Origin of the sequence: Limnohabitans sp. Jir72, assembly GCF_003063575.1 — a bacterium.
GTDB lineage: Bacteria > Pseudomonadota > Gammaproteobacteria > Burkholderiales > Burkholderiaceae_C > Limnohabitans_A.
Genome location: NZ_NESC01000005.1, coordinates 217,983 through 233,342 on the forward strand (window position 1 = coordinate 217,983; position 15,360 = coordinate 233,342).

The following is a 15,360-nucleotide window of genomic DNA, read 5'->3' on the forward strand; positions in this document are numbered from 1 at the left end:
TTTCGCGCAGGGGGCATTTTTTGTCTGTTCAGCCCAAACCTACCGGCGCTGGTGCGCGGCTGACCTGCGTGCGCCGCACGCATGGAATCGGTCACCCCGAGCCCAAACCCGGAGGCCAGGTCTTCAATCCGGCTTCCAACGCTTGAGCAGCAAAGCATTGCTCATCACGCTGACCGAACTGAGCGCCATCGCCCCACCCGCGATCACCGGGTTGAGGAAACCCATCGCGGCCAGCGGAATCCCGGCCACGTTGTAGGCAAAGGCCCAAAACAGGTTCTGCCGAATCTTGGCCACCGTGCGCGCCGAGATATCGAGCGCCGCGCCGACCAGAGCCACATCGCCGCGCATGAGCGTGATGCCTGCCGCGTGCATGGCCACATCGGTGCCGTTGCCCATGGCCATGCCCACATCGGCTGCAGCCAGCGCGGGCGCGTCGTTCACCCCATCGCCCACCATGGCCACGATGCGGCCGCCTTCGCGCAGCTTTTGCACTTGCGCGGCTTTGTCGCCAGGCAACACATCGGCCAACACTTCGCCGTCTTCAGGGCGCAGGCCCAAGCGGCGTGCCATGGCTTCGGCGGCGGCCTGGTTGTCGCCCGAGATCATCACCAGCTTCAGGCCGCGCGCACGCAAAGCGGCCAAAGCCTCTAGAGCGCCCACCTTGGGTTCGTCACCAAAGGCCATGAGCAAAACGCCTTGCACGCCGCTCGGGCCCCGCTCTGCCAATGCGGACAAAGTAGCGCCTTGCGCATACAACGCTTTCACGTCGTCGGCCCACAAATGCGGGTCCATGCCTTCTTGCTGGAGCCAGCGCAAACTGCCCAGCAACAGCTGACGGCCATCGACTTGCGCCTGCACACCGCGTCCGGGCACGGCGGCCAGCTCTTGCGGCGCGGTGGTGACCAAGCCATGTGCTTGTGCCGCTTTGAGCACGGCATGCGCCAAGGGGTGCTCGCTGCCGCTTTGCACACTGGCCGCCCAGCCCAGGGCCAAGGCTGCATCCATTCCGGGGGCTGGCAGATGCGCAATCAGGCGCGGTTGACCCACGGTGAGCGTGCCGGTTTTGTCAAAAGCCACGGTCTGCACGCGGTGCGCCATTTCCAGTGCCTGCGCATCCTTGATCAGGATGCCGTGTTTGGCCGCCACGCCGGTGCCTGCCATGATGGCCACGGGTGTGGCCAGCCCCAAAGCACAAGGGCAGGCGATGACCAGCACCGCCACGGCATGGATGAGGGCGGACTCAAAACTGGCGCCCATGAACATCCATACCGCAAGAGTCAACAAGGCCACCACCAACACCACCGGCACAAAAATCTCGGCCACCTTGTCCACCAGCCGTTGGATGGGCGCCTTGGCCGCTTGCGCGTCTTCGACCAAGCGGATGATGCGCGAAAGCACGGTTTCATGGCCCACGGCGGTGACCCGCATCAGGACGCGGCCATCGCCGTTGATCGAGCCGCCGGTCAGCTGTGCGCCCATGGTTTTGCTGACGGGCAAGGGCTCACCCGTCAGCATGGATTCATCCACCTGGGTCTGCCCCTCAATGAGCTCGCCGTCCAATGGAAAGCGTTCACCCGGTCGCACCGCCACCAGATCAGCCACCAAAATTTCGGCCACCGGCACATCGACCTCGCCTTCGTCGCTGATCCAGTGGGCCTTGTCTGGGCGCAAAGCATGCAGCGCACGGATGGCTTCGGTGGTTTGCCGCTTGGCCCTGGCTTCCAGCCATTTGCCCAGCAAGACCAAGGTGATGACCACCGCTGAGCCTTCAAAGTACAGGTGCGGGGCATGGCCTTCGTGTGCGTTGAGCCACAACCAGACCGAAAGCAACCAACCTGCTGTGGTGCCCAAGGACACCAGCAAATCCATATTGCCCGTCAAGGCCTTGAGCGCGTGCCAACCGGCTTTGTAAAAACGGGCCCCGAGGATGAACTGCACCGGCGTGGCCAATGCAAATTGCACCCAGGCAGGCAGCATCCAGTGCTGGCCCCACAGATCGCCCACCATGGGCAAGACCAGCGGTGCCGACAGCAACAAGCCCCATGCCACGGGTGCAAAACCCGACCAGGCGGATGCTTGTTCAGCCGATTCAAGCGCTTGGGGCGTCAAGGGCTCATAACCCGCATCGCGAATGGCACGACGCAAACGGGCGTCAGTGACCTCTGCAGATTGCACCGTGATGCGTGCGGACTCCGTGGCCAAATTAACGGTGGCCGATTCAACACCGGGCACTTTGTTCAAGGCTTTTTCAACCCGAGCCACACACGACGCACAGGTCATGCCACCAATCCCAATGTCGATGGGGGCTTGTTTCGGCTTGATATAAGTCATGTCTTGAGACCTGTATTGGACTATGCTTTGAGCATACCCGTGAGGGTTTACCTGAAAGTGACATCATGAACCAAATTTTCACTGTTGAAGGCATGACGTGTGGCCACTGCGAGAAGGCAGTGACCAAAGCTTTGTTGGCTGTGGATGCACAAGCCAAAATCGTCATCGACCGCACGCACAACAAAGTCGACATTGATTCTGACAAACCACGCGAAGATTTGGCTCAAGCCATTGCCCAAGAGGGCTACCGAGTCGCGGCCTGATTTTTAACCCCGAAGGAGTTTCCATGACCACAAACATCGGCGGCATTGAACGCATCTTGCGCATCGTGATCGGCCTTGTCTTGATCGCATTGGCGGCAACCGGAGAAGTCGGCGTCTGGGGCTGGGTGGGCCTCTTGCCTGTGGCCACAGGTCTGATGGGCTGGTGCCCGCCTTACAGCTTGTTGGGCATCAACACCTGCAAAAACCGCAAAGTTTGAAACTCAGGCTCCGTGGTGAGCGGGGTTGGTTTTTTGCGGCATCATCCGGGGCATGACTTCTTTTGCCCTTGTTCAAAATCCACGTTCTGTGGAGGCCTTGGTTACTGGTCGCGCCACACGCGACGGCGCAGGTGTGCGTTTGACCCGTGTGCTCACGGGCGAATTGCAACAGCGCCTTGACCCTTTCCTGATGCTCGATCAATTCGGCAGCAACGATCCCAAAGATTACGGTGCTGGTTTTCCTGACCATCCTCACCGTGGCTTTGAAACGGTGACCTACATGATCGCAGGCCGCATGCGCCATCGCGATAGCGCAGGCCACGAAGGTTTGCTGCAAAACGGTGGGGTGCAATGGATGACCGCAGGCCGTGGTCTGGTTCACAGCGAAATGCCTGAACAAGAAGAGGGGCTGATGGAAGGTTTTCAGCTGTGGCTGAACCTGCCCTCTCATCAAAAAATGTGCACGCCTTGGTATCGGGATATTCAAAGTGAAAGCATCCCGGAGGTGGTCACCGATGCGGGCGTTCTTGTGCGTGTGATCTCTGGCCAAAGTCACGGTGTGCAAGGCGCTTTGCATCGTTCTGCCAAAGACTACCCCACCGACCCGCTGTACCTGGACATCCATTTCAGCGACAACCAAGCTTTCACGCAAAGCATCCCGATTGACCACAACGCTTTCGTTTATGTTTACCGTGGCTCGCTGGCGGTGCAAAGTGCGCAAGGCACTGAAACTGTGCCGCTTCAACGCATGGGGATTTTGAGCCATGGGGGTGATGGCGTGGTGCTTCAAGGCCAAGCAGGCACGCGCGCCTTGCTGATCACGGGCCAGCCATTGCGCGAACCCATTGCGCAGTACGGGCCCTTTGTCATGAACACACGCGAAGAATTGCTGCAAGCCGTTGAAGACTTTCAAGCAGGGCGTTTAGGTCAGTGATCGGTGGGGTGGTTTGCTGAACTTTACAGTGATGGTGCAAACAAAGAACATGGCAGACACATGCACACAGCACACTGAAGCCATCCCATCACCGAAAGGATGTTTTCCATGAAACTGATTCGCAACACCTTGATCGCAGCGTCTTTGCTGGCAGGTCTGTCGTCTTTGAGCTTTGCCCAAATGGGCCCTGCTGCTGGCGGTGAGCACATGGCCAAAATGCATGAACACATGTCGCAACGTCATACCCAGCATCTGACAGAACTCAAAACCCAATTGAAATTGCAAGGCGACCAGGAAGCGGCTTGGGCTGCATTCGCACAGGCCATGCAGCCCGGTGCACACGCCCCCGAACGGTTTGATCGCGCGGCCTTGGAAAAAATGAGCACCCCTGAGCGCCTTGACCAAATGCAAGCACAGCGCGCCAAAATGGACGCGCAAATGCAAAAGCATGTTGAAGCCACCAAAGTTTTCTATGGCGTTCTGAGCGCTGAGCAAAAAAAGGTGTTTGACAATGAAACTTTGCGGTTCATGCACGGTATGCGCAAAGGCGCTCCCCGCCACCCCTGATGGATTGACTTGCATTCCCCTCAAGGCAGCCTGCGGGCTGCCTTTTTTGTCTTGACTTGCATCAAATTCATCACCATCCACGGCCGTTAAGCTCGGCGGATGCTCAAACCTCCAGCCCAAACCAACCCCGAAGGCAGCTCTACTGTCTTTTTACCGCCTGTTTTACCCATCGTCTTTGACCAACCCTTGCAATGGTTGGCACTGGGTTTCAAGGATTTCGCAAGATCTCCTGGGTTGAGCACTTTGCACGGCTTGTTCATGAGCCTGTGCGGACTCGGCATCACCTGGATGGCACATGATCAATTTTGGTTGTTGGCCGGTTGTCTCTCTGGGTTCTTGGTGATTGCGCCTGTATTGGCGACGAGCCTGTATGCCATGAGTCGGGCCATGGAACGGGGAGAAACGGTCAATTTCCAACTGCTGGTAAACACCTGGACACAGTGGCACTTGCGTTTACGCCGTCAGCCTGAGAGTTACTGGAGCCTGATCCGTTTTGGCTTGCTGTTGGCATTGGCGGCCACAGGCTGGGTGATCACATCCGCGGCTTTGATCACTTTGATGGCACCCGTACCCATTCACACACCCATGGATTTTGTGCGCCATGTTGTGCTCAGCCCTGACCATTTCCTTTTTGAATTCTGGCTTGGCTTGGGCGGTTTGATGGCAGCACCGGTATTTGCATCCAGTGTGATTTCCATGCCTTTGTTGCTCGACCGCAAAGTGGGTGTGTTGCAAGCGGTGTTGACCAGCTGGAAAACCGTGTTGACCCACCCCTTGGAGATGGCTTTTTGGGCATTTCTCATCATGGGGTTCAGCTTGCTGGGCATCTTTTCCTTGTTTTTGGGCCTCATTTTGGTGGTGCCCATGCTCGGTCATGGCAGTTGGCACGCTTACCGCCAGCTGATCGATGTCTCCCATCTCAAAGAGCGCATTTCCGGACAAGGTGAGCAGTGATGTGGGGATTCACCGAAGAACAATTTGCCTGGTTTGGACTGACCATTGGCGTGGGCGCTTTCATGCTCTACATGTTGTTCATCATTGGGCAACTGGCTTGGGAGTCGAAAGCTGGAAAATTTGGCACCTTTATTATTTTTCTAGGTCTGGCTTTTGGCATGGTCGGTTTTGTGGCCAAAGGCATCATCCAGTGGCTCTTTGCCATTGGATGATGCTATTCATAAAGCTGTGGATAAATATTTATCAACCCCCTAGTTATCCACAGCACACAGCCTGTTTTCAAAGTTGTTCATATTTGCAATGCAAACCAAAAGCGCGGTCACACACATGCTTAAAAATACGATAAGTCGTTGTTTTATATAGAAAAAATAGACTTACCCACAGCAGTACCTCCTCCTTACCTACTACTACTAATTTAAAATCTAAAGCTATAAGAAGACAATAAAGAACAAGCTCGCTGTTAAGATTTACGACTTTCCTCTTTCATCGGCACCATGGCCATCGTTTCAGAAGCATCTCCCTTACACTGTTACGACATCAAAAGCGCTGATCTGTCATTGGTTGCGCTGTTGCTGAAAACTTCAGACATTGCACTTGTTTCCCAGGCTTTGAGTCAACAATTGTCAGAAAACCCCGGTTTTTTTGACAATGATCCCCTGGTGATCGATGTATCAGGTTTGTCTGATGACTTGAAAGCATCAAGTTTGGATTTGGCCAATCTGCTGAAAATCTTGCGTGTTCATGGGCTGGTTCCCATTGCCATCAAAGGAGCACAAAGCAATTTATTGGCTGTAGCACTGGGTATGGGCTTGGTAGATGCGTCCGATGCCCGTATACGCCGTTCTATGCCTGTTGCTGAGCCTTCCGCTGTTCCACCAAGTACCGTTGATTTGCGTCCTTTAGGTGCAATGGTCATCGACAAACCTTTGCGTTCTGGTCAACAGGTATACGCCAAAGGCTGTGATCTTGTTGTCTTGGCCATGGTCAATCCTGGTGCAGAGGTGATTGCCGATGGTTCAATTCACATTTACGGTACTTTGAGAGGAAAAGCCATTGCTGGCGCTCGCGGCAACATAAATGCCATGATTTTTGCGCAGTCCATGGCACCTGAATTGATCTCCATTGCTGGTGTTTACCAAACCAGCGAAAACCCTTTATCTTCGGAAGTTCTGGGCTTGCCTGCTCAAGTTTTTTTGCAATCAGACGCTGATGGCGACAAATTGCTGATCAAGCCCTTAAAACCCTGAAGCTGTTTTATCAGTCTCAAAGAAAGAAAACCCCATGTCAAAAATTGTCGTTGTGACTTCCGGCAAAGGCGGCGTCGGCAAAACCACCACCAGCGCCAGTTTCGCCACTGGCTTGGCTTTGAAAGGCTTCAAAACAGCTGTGATCGACTTTGATGTGGGTCTGCGTAATTTGGATCTGATCATGGGTTGTGAGCGCCGTGTGGTGTACGACTTGATCAATGTGATCCAAGGTGAGGCCAATTTGAATCAGGCCCTGATCAAGGACAAGCAGTGCGATAACTTGTTTGTATTGGCTGCTTCGCAAACCCGTGACAAAGATGCCTTGTCACAAGCAGGTGTTGAAAAAGTTCTGAAAGATCTGCGTGAGATGGGTTTTGACTACATCGTGTGCGATTCACCAGCGGGTATTGAAACAGGCGCTTTGATGGCCATGCACTTTGCCGACGAAGCATTGGTCGTGACCAATCCTGAAGTGTCATCTGTGCGTGATTCTGACCGCATCTTGGGCATGTTGGGCAGCAAGACCAAGCGTGCCATTGAAGGACAGGAGCCTATCAAGGAACACCTCTTGATTACTCGCTACAACCCCAATCGAGTAGAAGACGGCCAGATGCTCTCTTTGCAGGATATTCAGGACATTTTGCGAATCAAGTTAATTGGTGTAATCCCTGAAAGCGAAAATGTCTTGCAGGCATCCAACCAAGGTACACCTGCGATCCATATGGCTAACACCGATGTGTCCGAAGCGTATAAAGATGTGATCGATCGTTTTTTGGGTGAAGACAAACCGATGCGTTTTACAGAAGCTGACAAACCAGGTTTCTTGAAGCGCCTGTTCGGAGGCAAATAAACCATGTCATTTCTTTCTTTCTTCCTGGGCGAAAAGAAGAAAACCGCTAACGTGGCTAAAGAGCGTTTGCAAATCATTCTTGCTCATGAGCGCAGTGGTCGCAATGCAGCAGAGCCAGATTATTTGCCCGACTTGCAACGTGAGTTGATCGCAGTGATCAGCAAGTACATCAAGATCAATCAGGATGACATCAAGGTCAATCTGGAACGTCAGGACAACCTGGAAGTTCTGGAAGTCAAGATCGAGTTGCCTGACGCACGTTGATCCTGAAACAAAGTCCACCCTGATGGTGGACTAAAAATCACCAAAGGCCACCACAAGGTGGCCTTTGTTTTTTAGGATTTGTTCAGCGATGCCCACAGACTGCGTGCGGCCTGAATGTTGCGTTCCTTGACGTGACCAAAGCCTTTGATGTTTTCTGGAACACGTGCCACGTCCACCGCGTGCCCATGGGTCTGGGCGTTGAGTCCTGGCAACGTGGCTTCAACTTGTTGCATGTACTCGCCAATCAAGGCTCGTTCGGTTTTTCTTTCTTCGGTGCGGCCCAGAATGTCCAGTGCAGTGCCACGCAAGCCTTTGAGTTTGGCCAGCAGTTTGAATCCTGTCAGCATAGCTGGGCCAAATTTTTGTTTGACCAATTCGCCCTTGGCGTTGCGTTTGGCCAAGAGAGGGGGTGCCAAGTGGTAATGAACCTTGAAGTCGCCTTCAAAACTGTCCTGGATGCGGGCCAAAAAATCTGACTGGGTGTGCAGGCGCGCGACTTCGTATTCGTCTTTGTAGGCCATCAACTTGTAGAGTTGGCGAGCGACGGTCTCGCTCAGCAAGCTTTTGCCCAATGGCGCTTCTGCTGCTTTGACGCGTTCGATGAAGACTTGGTAACGCTCAGCGTAAGCGCTGTTTTGGTAGTCGGTCAATCGCACCATGCGGTTTTGCACCAGATCGTCCAATGTTTCACGCTTTTTGAAGTGGATCGTTTGTGCCGGTTGAATTTTCTGCATCAGCACATCCAGATGGTGTGCGGCATGACGGCCCCATTCAAACGCCATCAGGTTGTTTTGTACAGCGACTTCGTTGAGTTCGATGGCACGGATCAAAGATTCACGGTGCATGGGAATCCAGCCTTTTTGCCATGCGTAACCCAGGATCATGGGGTTCACATAAATGGTGTCTCCCATCAGTTGTTTGGCCAGCAGATCGGCATCGAAAGCGCTGACGCCATCGCTGCCCACTTGCCTGGAAATTTCGACCAAGCACTGTTCGGACGGGTTTTGCCAATTGCCGTTTTTAACGAAGGCTGCGGTGGGTGTACTGCTGCTGTTGAGCGCCACATGGGTGCGGCCTTCGCGCATGCGCAGCAGGGTTTCCTTGGATGCGGTCACGATTGGATCGCAGCCCAAAATCAGATCGGCTGCGGCCATGCTCACGCGGGTGGTTCGGATGTCTTGCTGGGCATTGGCCACCAAGATGTGGCTCCAGGTGGCGCCTCCTTTTTGGGCCAGACCCGCAGCGTCTTGCGTAACGATCCCCTTGCCTTCGATGTGTGCGGCCATGCCCAGCAATTGACCGATGGTGATGACCCCGGTGCCGCCTACACCGGCCACCACTGTGCCCCATGGGTGGGTCGTGTCTGGTAGAGATGGCTCTGGCAATGCGCCCAATTCTGCCGGTGACAGTCCGTGTGCGGCTTTACTGGCTTTTTTCTTGAATTGACCCCCTTCCACCGTCACAAAGCTGGGGCAAAAACCCTTGAGGCAACTGGTGTCCTTGTTGCAGGTGCTTTGGTTGATGGTGCGCTTGCGGCCGAGTTCGGTTTCCAGCGGCTCCACCGACAGGCAGTTCGATTGCACGCCGCAGTCGCCGCAGCCTTCGCACACTTCCTCGTTGATCATGACCCGAATAGCAGGGTCCACCATGGTGCCGCGCTTGCGGCGGCGGCGCTTTTCGGTCGCGCAGGTCTGGTCGTAAATGATGACGGTGGTGCCCTTGATTTCACGCATTTCGCGTTGAATCCGGTCCAGCTCATCGCGGTGAAACACCCGCACACCTTCGGCCAAGGCGACACCCTCGTATTTCTCGGGTTCGTCGGTGACCACCACGATGCGTTGGGCGCCTTCAGCCTTCATGCTCATGGCGATCTGGACCACGCTGTGGCCTTCAGGACGCTCGCCCACTTGCTGGCCGCCCGTCATGGCCACGGCATCGTTGTAGAGGATCTTGTAAGTGATGTTCACGCCCGATGCCACGCTTTGCCGTACCGCCAAGATGCCGCTGTGGAAGTAGGTGCCGTCACCGATGTTGGCAAAGATGTGTGTGTCGGTGCAAAACGGCTGTTGCCCACTCCATGGCACACCCTCGCCACCCATTTGGGTAAAGCCGGCGGTGCTGCGGTTCATCCACAGGCTCATGAAGTGGCAGCCAATGCCGGCCATGGCGCGTGAGCCTTCGGGCACTTTGGTGGAGGTGTTGTGAGGGCAGCCCGAGCAAAACCAGGGTTGGCGTTCATTGGAAGCGCCCAGCACCTGGACTTCCATGGCGCTTTCTTTGGCATCCAAAATGGCCAAATGGGCGTCGATCTGAGCAGCTGTGTCGCGGTCTATACCCAATTTTTTCAGGCGCTTGGCAATCGCTCTTGCAATGATGGCAGGAGTCAAATCGGCATTGGCACGCAAGAGCTTGCGTTCGCTGGGGTTGGGGTTTGACCATTCACCGCCCGAGAGATCACCTTCGTTTTCTTCAAACTTGCCCAAAATGTTGGGGCGCACATCGTCACGCCAGTTGTAAAGCTCTTCTTTGAGTTGGTATTCAATGACCTGGCGTTTTTCTTCAACCACCAGAATTTCGCGCAAGCCGGTGGCAAATTCACGTGTGGTTTGGGCTTCAAGAGGCCAAACCACGTTCACTTTGTGCAAACGTATGCCCAACTGTCGGCAACGGTCGTCATCGAGTCCTAAGTCCAGCAATGCTTGCCGGGTGTCGTTGTAGGCTTTGCCGCTGGCGATCAGGCCAAAGCGGTCGTTGGCGCCTTCAATCACGTTGTGGTTGAGCCGGTTGGCACGGATGTAGGCCAGCGCGGCGTACCACTTGTAGTCGAACAGACGGGCCTCTTGCTCCAGCGCTGTGTCGGGCCAGCGGATGTGCACGCCGCCGGGTGGCATGACGAATTCGGGCAGCACGATCTGCACGCGCTCGGGGTCGATGTGCGCCGTCGCACTGGACTCGACGATTTCCTGGATGGTTTTCATGCCCGACCAGATGCCTGCAAAGCGGCTCAGGGCCAGCGCGTGCAGGCCTTGGTCGAGGATGTCCTGCACGCTGGCCGGGAAGAACACCGGCAGGCCACAGGCCTTGAAGATGTGGTCGCTCTGGTGTGCAGCGGTCGAGCTTTTGGCCACATGGTCGTCACCGGCCACCGCCAAGACGCCACCCCAGGGCGTGGTGCCGGCCATGTTGGCATGTTTGAACACGTCTGAGCAGCGGTCAACACCCGGGCCTTTGCCGTACCAGATGCCGAACACGCCATCGAACTTGTTGGTGCCGGGAGGCGCAAAGCCCAATTGCTGTGTGCCCCACAGAGCAGTGGCGGCCAGTTCTTCGTTCACGCCTGGTTGGAAGACGATGTTTTGGGCCTTCAGGTGATCCTTGGCCTTCCACAGCGATTGGTCGTAACTGCCCAAGGGCGAGCCCCGGTAGCCGCTGATGAAGCCTGCGGTGTTTTTGCCCTGCAAGGCGTCGCGTTGGCGTTGCAACATGGGCAGTTTGACCAGGGCTTGCACCCCGCTCATGAAAGCCCGGCCGACATCCAGGCTGTACTTGTCGTCCAGGGTCACCGTCTCAAGAGCTTGGCGGATCGAGTCGGGCAAAGGTGCATTCATGGCGCGTGTCCTGCAGATAGAAATTCAGGATCAGTGTAGAGCGCGCTTGCTGACAGGTGCTTGCTTTATGTGACAGGATTTCCCCTATGATTTGAAAGAATCTTGCTCAAAAGGATTGATTTTGGAAACAATGGATAAATTCGACTGGGCCATCTTGAATGAACTGCAAAACGATGGCCGCTTGACCAACGCGGAACTCGCCCAGCGTGTGGGTTTGTCAGCGGCACCATGTTGGCGACGGGTTCGCGCACTGGAGGAGTCGGGCGTCATCAAAGGGTACCGTGCAGAGATTGATCGCCAGAAAGTGGGTCTGGACGTGTTCGCTTTCGTTCGGCTGGATGCCGAGCGCAACCGAGGCGATGTGACCCGTCAACTGGAAGAGGCCATCCTCAAGATTCCTGAGGTCATTTCTTGCCACTACATCAGCGGGGCAGGCACCTTTGAGTTGCAAGTGGTCAGCAAAGACCTCAACAGCTTCAGCCAGTTCGCACGCGATGTGCTGATCAACCTGCCCAATGTGAAGGATCTGCACACCAGTTTTTCCTTGGGTGAGGTCAAAGCCGTGGGTGCCTTGCCTTTGAAGTCTTAACGCGTGCACCCATTGGGGGTGTGCCTGTAAAATCAGCAAATTCGGCTGACCCCGTGGCAGGGCGGCTCACGGCGCATGTGGCGCTCATTTTTTAGCCTTCAAGCGGAGGCGGACACTCATGCTTTATCCTCAAGAATTCGATGTGATCGTGGTCGGTGGCGGCCATGCTGGAACCGAAGCCGCCTTGGCGGCCGCCCGCATGGGCAGCAAAACACTTTTGCTCAGCCACAACATCGAGACCTTGGGGCAGATGAGTTGCAACCCCAGCATTGGCGGTATTGGCAAGGGCCACCTTGTCAAAGAGGTGGATGCTATGGGCGGTGCCATGGCGCTGGCCACCGACGAGGGCGGCATCCAGTTCCGTATCCTCAACAGTTCCAAAGGCCCCGCTGTGCGTGCCACCCGTGCCCAGGCCGACCGCATTTTGTACAAGGCGGCCATTCGCCGTATCTTGGAAAACCAGCCGAACCTTTGGCTGTTTCAGCAAGCCGTGGACGATTTGATGGTCGAAGGCGACCGGGTGGTGGGGGCCGTCACGCAAGTGGGCATCCGTTTCCGTTCGCGCACGGTGGTGCTGACGGCCGGGACTTTCCTGGATGGCAAGATCCATGTGGGCTTGCAGAACTATTCGGCGGGTCGGGCAGGGGATCCGCCTGCCGTCAGCTTGTCTGCACGTCTGAAAGAGTTGAAGCTGCCGCAAGGGCGTTTGAAGACCGGTACACCGCCGCGTCTGGATGGCCGCACCATTGACTTCAGCCAATGCAGCGAGCAGCCCGGGGACGGCATGCCCGGCGGCATGAATCCTCATGATGGTGTGCCGGTGTTCAGCTTCATGGGCCGTGCAGACATGCACCCACAGCAAATGCCCTGCTGGATCACACATACCAATGAGCGCACGCACGAGATCATCCGATCGGGCTTTGACCGCAGCCCCATGTTCACCGGCAAGATCGAGGGTGTGGGCCCGCGCTATTGCCCCAGCGTCGAAGACAAGATCAACCGCTTTGCCGACAAGGACAGCCACCAGATTTTTCTGGAGCCTGAAGGCCTGACGACGAACGAGTATTACCCCAACGGCATCTCGACCAGCCTGCCGTTCGATATCCAGTACGACCTGGTGCGCTCGATGAAGGGCCTGGAAAACTGCCACATCTTGCGACCCGGTTACGCCATTGAATACGACTACTTTGACCCGCGCGCCTTGAAAAACAGTTTTGAGACCAAGCAAATCAACGGCTTGTTTTTCGCCGGTCAGATCAATGGCACCACCGGGTACGAAGAGGCTGCCGCCCAAGGTTTGTTTGCGGGCATCAACGCCGCTCTGCAGTGCCGAGGCGAAGCCGCCTGGACGCCTGCACGCGATCAGGCCTATTTGGGTGTGTTGGTCGACGACCTGGTGACTCAGGGTGTGACCGAGCCTTACCGCATGTTCACCAGTCGTGCAGAGTTCCGTCTGCAGCTGCGAGAAGACAATGCCGACGCCCGCTTGACCGAAGTGGGGCGGCAAATGGGACTGGTGGATGATGCCCGTTGGGACGCCTTCAGCCGCAAGCGCGATGCTGTTTCACGTGAAACAGAGCGCCTGAAATCCACTTGGGTCAACCCGCGCAATCTACCTGCTGCTGAGTCTGAGCGTGTGCTGGGCAAGGCCATTGAGCACGAGCACAACCTGTTCGATTTGCTGCGCAGACCGAATGTGAACTATCCCGCGCTGATGTCGCTGGACGGCGGACGCATGGCCAGTGCGGATGTTTCACGTGAAACGCTGGGCGACCTGAGCCCTTCGGTGATCGAGCAGGTCGAGATCGCTGCCAAGTATTCCGGCTACATCGACCGCCAAAAGGGCGAGGTGGAGCGGGCCGCGTTTTATGAACACCTGCGCTTGCCCGAGGGGCTGGATTACATGCATGTGTCGGCCTTGTCGATTGAGGCGCGCCAAAAGTTGGCTAAACACCGGCCTGAAACATTGGGCCAGGCTTCACGCATTTCGGGCATCACGCCCGCCAGCGTTTCGCTGCTGTTGATTCATTTGAAGAAGGGTGGCTTCAAGGGCTTCATGCAACCCGCAGAAGAAAGCCAGTCTGCATGAGCACTAATCTGGCAGAGGGTTTGCGTGCGGGCATCCAGGCCTTGGGCTTGGACCTGTCGGCTGAACAGCAACAACGGCTGCTGGACTACATGGCATTGATCCAAAAATGGACCAAGGTGTACAACTTGACCGCCGTGCGAGATCCTGCAGAGATGCTGACGCACCACCTGCTGGACAGCTTGACGGCGATTGCGCCATTGACCAGGCACACGCTGGGCCAGTCGATCCGTGTGCTGGATGTGGGCTCGGGAGGTGGTTTGCCCGGCGTGGTGTTGGCCATTTGCATGCCCGAATTGAATGTGACCTGTGTGGACACGGTGGCTAAAAAGGCCGCCTTTGTGCAGCAGGTGGCCGTAAGCTTGAGGCTGCCTAACTTGCGTGGGCTACATGCCCGGGTGGAAACCTTGACCGATCCGTACCAGGTCATTTGTTCTCGTGCCTTTGCCTCTTTGCCTGACTTCGTGACTTGGTCCCGTTCGGCCTTGGTGGAAGGGGGCGTCTGGATGGCCATGAAGGGTAAGCATCCTCAAGATGAAGTTGACGCCTTGCCCCAGGATGTGAAAGTGTTTCACGTGGAACCCTTGACAGTGCCAGGCCTGGATGTGGAGCGCTGCATGATCTGGATGCGTCTGAACATCGGCGTCGCTTGATCGGGGTTGTCAGGCCGCTTCGCCTGGTAATGGCCACAAAATAGGCATGTCTTCATCTTGATCACGAGACGCCACGACCAACGTGTTTCACGTGAAACAGATTCGGTTGACTCGGGATTTGTGGCCCCATCACTTACACTCGCCATATTCCCCCAAAAAGAGTGCCCATGTTTCTCGGTATTTCTGATTATGGTTCGTTTGTTGCAGCGATTGTTTTGTTCCTGGCTATTCCCGGACCGGGCAACCTGGCGCTCATCAATTCGACCAGCAAAGGAGGCATGGCTGGCGGCTTGAGCGCCACTTTTGGGGTGATCGCCGGGGATCAGGTGCTGATGTGGTTGGCCGTGGCCGGTGTGGCGGCGGTGTTGTCCACTTATCCTGCGGCATTCGCTGCTGTGCAGTGGCTGGGTGCCGTTTATCTGGCCTGGTTGGGCTGGAAGATGTTGTCGGCCAAGCCCGGTGATGCGCCTGTGCTCAACATTCGTCCGCGCCATTATTTCCAACAGGCCTTGGCCATCACCTTGCTCAATCCCAAGGCGATTGTTTTTTACATGGCATTTTTCCCTTTGTTCGTGGACACCAAACACCACTTGGGATTGGTCAGTTTTGCTGTAATGGCGGCCACCATCGCTTGCCTGACATTCCTTTATGGTTTGGGCATGAGTTTGCTGACACACCATTTGGCCGAACGAATGCGGGCGAATCCTCAGATCGGACGTTGGCTCGAAAAGCTGGCTGGCGTTTTCCTCATCGGCTTTAGCGTCAAGCTGGCCATTTCCAAATAAACCGGACGCTT

Annotated in this window: 15 protein-coding genes; 13 read left to right on the top strand and 2 right to left on the bottom strand. The window is 55.9% G+C overall.

Annotated elements, in window-relative coordinates; all coding sequences use genetic code 11:
• Window positions 1-123: 123 nt before the first annotated feature.
• Window positions 124-2,331: a cation-translocating P-type ATPase gene (locus tag B9Z52_RS09005; protein WP_108413506.1), complete on the bottom strand. Its 2,208-nt coding sequence runs from the start codon at window positions 2,329-2,331 to the stop codon at window positions 124-126.
• Between the two features lie 65 nt (window positions 2,332-2,396).
• Here B9Z52_RS09005 and B9Z52_RS09010 point away from each other — a divergent pair, with 65 nt between their 5' ends.
• The 9 genes from B9Z52_RS09010 to minE all read left to right on the top strand — a co-directional run bounded on the left by B9Z52_RS09010 (window position 2,397) and on the right by minE (window position 7,628).
• The gene (locus tag B9Z52_RS09010) at window positions 2,397-2,594 is read left to right on the top strand and encodes a heavy-metal-associated domain-containing protein (protein ID WP_108413507.1); all 198 of its coding nucleotides are present in this window, start codon (window positions 2,397-2,399) and stop codon (window positions 2,592-2,594) included.
• 23 nt (window positions 2,595-2,617) lie between these two features.
• Window positions 2,618-2,812 (top strand): DUF2892 domain-containing protein, encoded by a 195-nt coding sequence (locus tag B9Z52_RS09015; RefSeq protein ID WP_108413508.1) that lies wholly within the window; start codon window positions 2,618-2,620, stop codon window positions 2,810-2,812.
• A gap of 52 nt (window positions 2,813-2,864) precedes the next feature.
• The gene (locus B9Z52_RS09020) at window positions 2,865-3,746 is read left to right on the top strand and encodes a pirin family protein (protein WP_108413600.1); all 882 of its coding nucleotides are present in this window, start codon (window positions 2,865-2,867) and stop codon (window positions 3,744-3,746) included.
• A 108-nt stretch (window positions 3,747-3,854) separates the two neighbouring features.
• Window positions 3,855-4,313, top strand: a complete 459-nt coding sequence (locus tag B9Z52_RS09025; RefSeq protein ID WP_158270526.1) for a Spy/CpxP family protein refolding chaperone — start codon at window positions 3,855-3,857, stop codon at window positions 4,311-4,313.
• A 99-nt stretch (window positions 4,314-4,412) separates the two neighbouring features.
• The gene (locus tag B9Z52_RS09030) at window positions 4,413-5,267 is read left to right on the top strand and encodes a DUF2189 domain-containing protein (RefSeq protein WP_108413510.1); all 855 of its coding nucleotides are present in this window, start codon (window positions 4,413-4,415) and stop codon (window positions 5,265-5,267) included.
• Window positions 5,267-5,479: a DUF2788 domain-containing protein gene (locus tag B9Z52_RS09035; RefSeq protein WP_199222064.1), complete on the top strand. Its 213-nt coding sequence runs from the start codon at window positions 5,267-5,269 to the stop codon at window positions 5,477-5,479. Before B9Z52_RS09030 ends, B9Z52_RS09035 begins: the two co-directional genes overlap by 1 nt.
• A gap of 282 nt (window positions 5,480-5,761) precedes the next feature.
• The gene (gene minC / locus B9Z52_RS09040) at window positions 5,762-6,514 is read left to right on the top strand and encodes a septum site-determining protein MinC (RefSeq protein WP_108413512.1); all 753 of its coding nucleotides are present in this window, start codon (window positions 5,762-5,764) and stop codon (window positions 6,512-6,514) included.
• 34 nt (window positions 6,515-6,548) lie between these two features.
• Window positions 6,549-7,364 (top strand): septum site-determining protein MinD, encoded by an 816-nt coding sequence (gene minD / locus B9Z52_RS09045; protein WP_108413513.1) that lies wholly within the window; start codon window positions 6,549-6,551, stop codon window positions 7,362-7,364.
• A gap of 3 nt (window positions 7,365-7,367) precedes the next feature.
• Window positions 7,368-7,628: a cell division topological specificity factor MinE gene (gene minE / locus B9Z52_RS09050; RefSeq protein ID WP_108413514.1), complete on the top strand. Its 261-nt coding sequence runs from the start codon at window positions 7,368-7,370 to the stop codon at window positions 7,626-7,628.
• 71 nt (window positions 7,629-7,699) lie between these two features.
• On the opposite strand, the gene B9Z52_RS09055 is transcribed toward minE, so the two are convergent.
• A complete protein-coding gene (locus B9Z52_RS09055) occupies window positions 7,700-11,236 on the bottom strand; it encodes an indolepyruvate ferredoxin oxidoreductase family protein (RefSeq protein ID WP_108413515.1) in 3,537 nt (1,178 codons plus the stop codon).
• Window positions 11,237-11,357: 121 nt separating this feature from the next.
• Between B9Z52_RS09055 and B9Z52_RS09060 the strand changes: the two genes are divergently transcribed.
• From B9Z52_RS09060 to B9Z52_RS09075, 4 genes are all read left to right on the top strand, one after another.
• Window positions 11,358-11,825: an Lrp/AsnC family transcriptional regulator gene (locus B9Z52_RS09060; RefSeq protein ID WP_108413601.1), complete on the top strand. Its 468-nt coding sequence runs from the start codon at window positions 11,358-11,360 to the stop codon at window positions 11,823-11,825.
• A 118-nt stretch (window positions 11,826-11,943) separates the two neighbouring features.
• Window positions 11,944-13,914 carry a tRNA uridine-5-carboxymethylaminomethyl(34) synthesis enzyme MnmG gene (gene mnmG, locus B9Z52_RS09065; protein WP_108413516.1) on the top strand — a complete coding sequence of 657 codons (1,971 nt, stop codon included), beginning with the start codon at window positions 11,944-11,946 and terminating at the stop codon, window positions 13,912-13,914.
• Entirely contained in the window at window positions 13,911-14,564 is a 654-nt protein-coding gene (rsmG, locus tag B9Z52_RS09070; protein ID WP_108413517.1) for a 16S rRNA (guanine(527)-N(7))-methyltransferase RsmG, read from the top strand. The genes mnmG and rsmG overlap by 4 nt, the downstream gene beginning before the upstream one ends.
• 167 nt (window positions 14,565-14,731) lie before the next feature.
• Window positions 14,732-15,349, top strand: coding sequence for a LysE family translocator (locus B9Z52_RS09075; protein WP_108413518.1), 618 nt, complete (start codon window positions 14,732-14,734; stop codon window positions 15,347-15,349).
• Window positions 15,350-15,360 lie beyond the last annotated feature (11 nt).

Bases quoted from the DNA above. Each gene is read 5' to 3' on its own strand.
- B9Z52_RS09055 (WP_108413515.1), bottom strand. From the start codon at position 11,236: ATGAATGCACCTTTGCCCGACTCGATCCGCCAAGCTCTTGAGACGGTG.
- B9Z52_RS09075 (WP_108413518.1), top strand. From the start codon at position 14,732: ATGTTTCTCGGTATTTCTGATTATGGTTCGTTTGTTGCAGCGATTGTT.
- B9Z52_RS09035 (WP_199222064.1), top strand. From the start codon at position 5,267: ATGTGGGGATTCACCGAAGAACAATTTGCCTGGTTTGGACTGACCATT.
- mnmG (WP_108413516.1), top strand. From the start codon at position 11,944: ATGCTTTATCCTCAAGAATTCGATGTGATCGTGGTCGGTGGCGGCCAT.
- B9Z52_RS09005 (WP_108413506.1), bottom strand. From the start codon at position 2,331: ATGACTTATATCAAGCCGAAACAAGCCCCCATCGACATTGGGATTGGT.
- minD (WP_108413513.1), top strand. From the start codon at position 6,549: ATGTCAAAAATTGTCGTTGTGACTTCCGGCAAAGGCGGCGTCGGCAAA.
- B9Z52_RS09030 (WP_108413510.1), top strand. From the start codon at position 4,413: ATGCTCAAACCTCCAGCCCAAACCAACCCCGAAGGCAGCTCTACTGTC.
- B9Z52_RS09020 (WP_108413600.1), top strand. From the start codon at position 2,865: ATGACTTCTTTTGCCCTTGTTCAAAATCCACGTTCTGTGGAGGCCTTG.
- B9Z52_RS09010 (WP_108413507.1), top strand. From the start codon at position 2,397: ATGAACCAAATTTTCACTGTTGAAGGCATGACGTGTGGCCACTGCGAG.
- minE (WP_108413514.1), top strand. From the start codon at position 7,368: ATGTCATTTCTTTCTTTCTTCCTGGGCGAAAAGAAGAAAACCGCTAAC.
- minC (WP_108413512.1), top strand. From the start codon at position 5,762: ATGGCCATCGTTTCAGAAGCATCTCCCTTACACTGTTACGACATCAAA.
- rsmG (WP_108413517.1), top strand. From the start codon at position 13,911: ATGAGCACTAATCTGGCAGAGGGTTTGCGTGCGGGCATCCAGGCCTTG.
- B9Z52_RS09015 (WP_108413508.1), top strand. From the start codon at position 2,618: ATGACCACAAACATCGGCGGCATTGAACGCATCTTGCGCATCGTGATC.
- B9Z52_RS09025 (WP_158270526.1), top strand. From the start codon at position 3,855: ATGAAACTGATTCGCAACACCTTGATCGCAGCGTCTTTGCTGGCAGGT.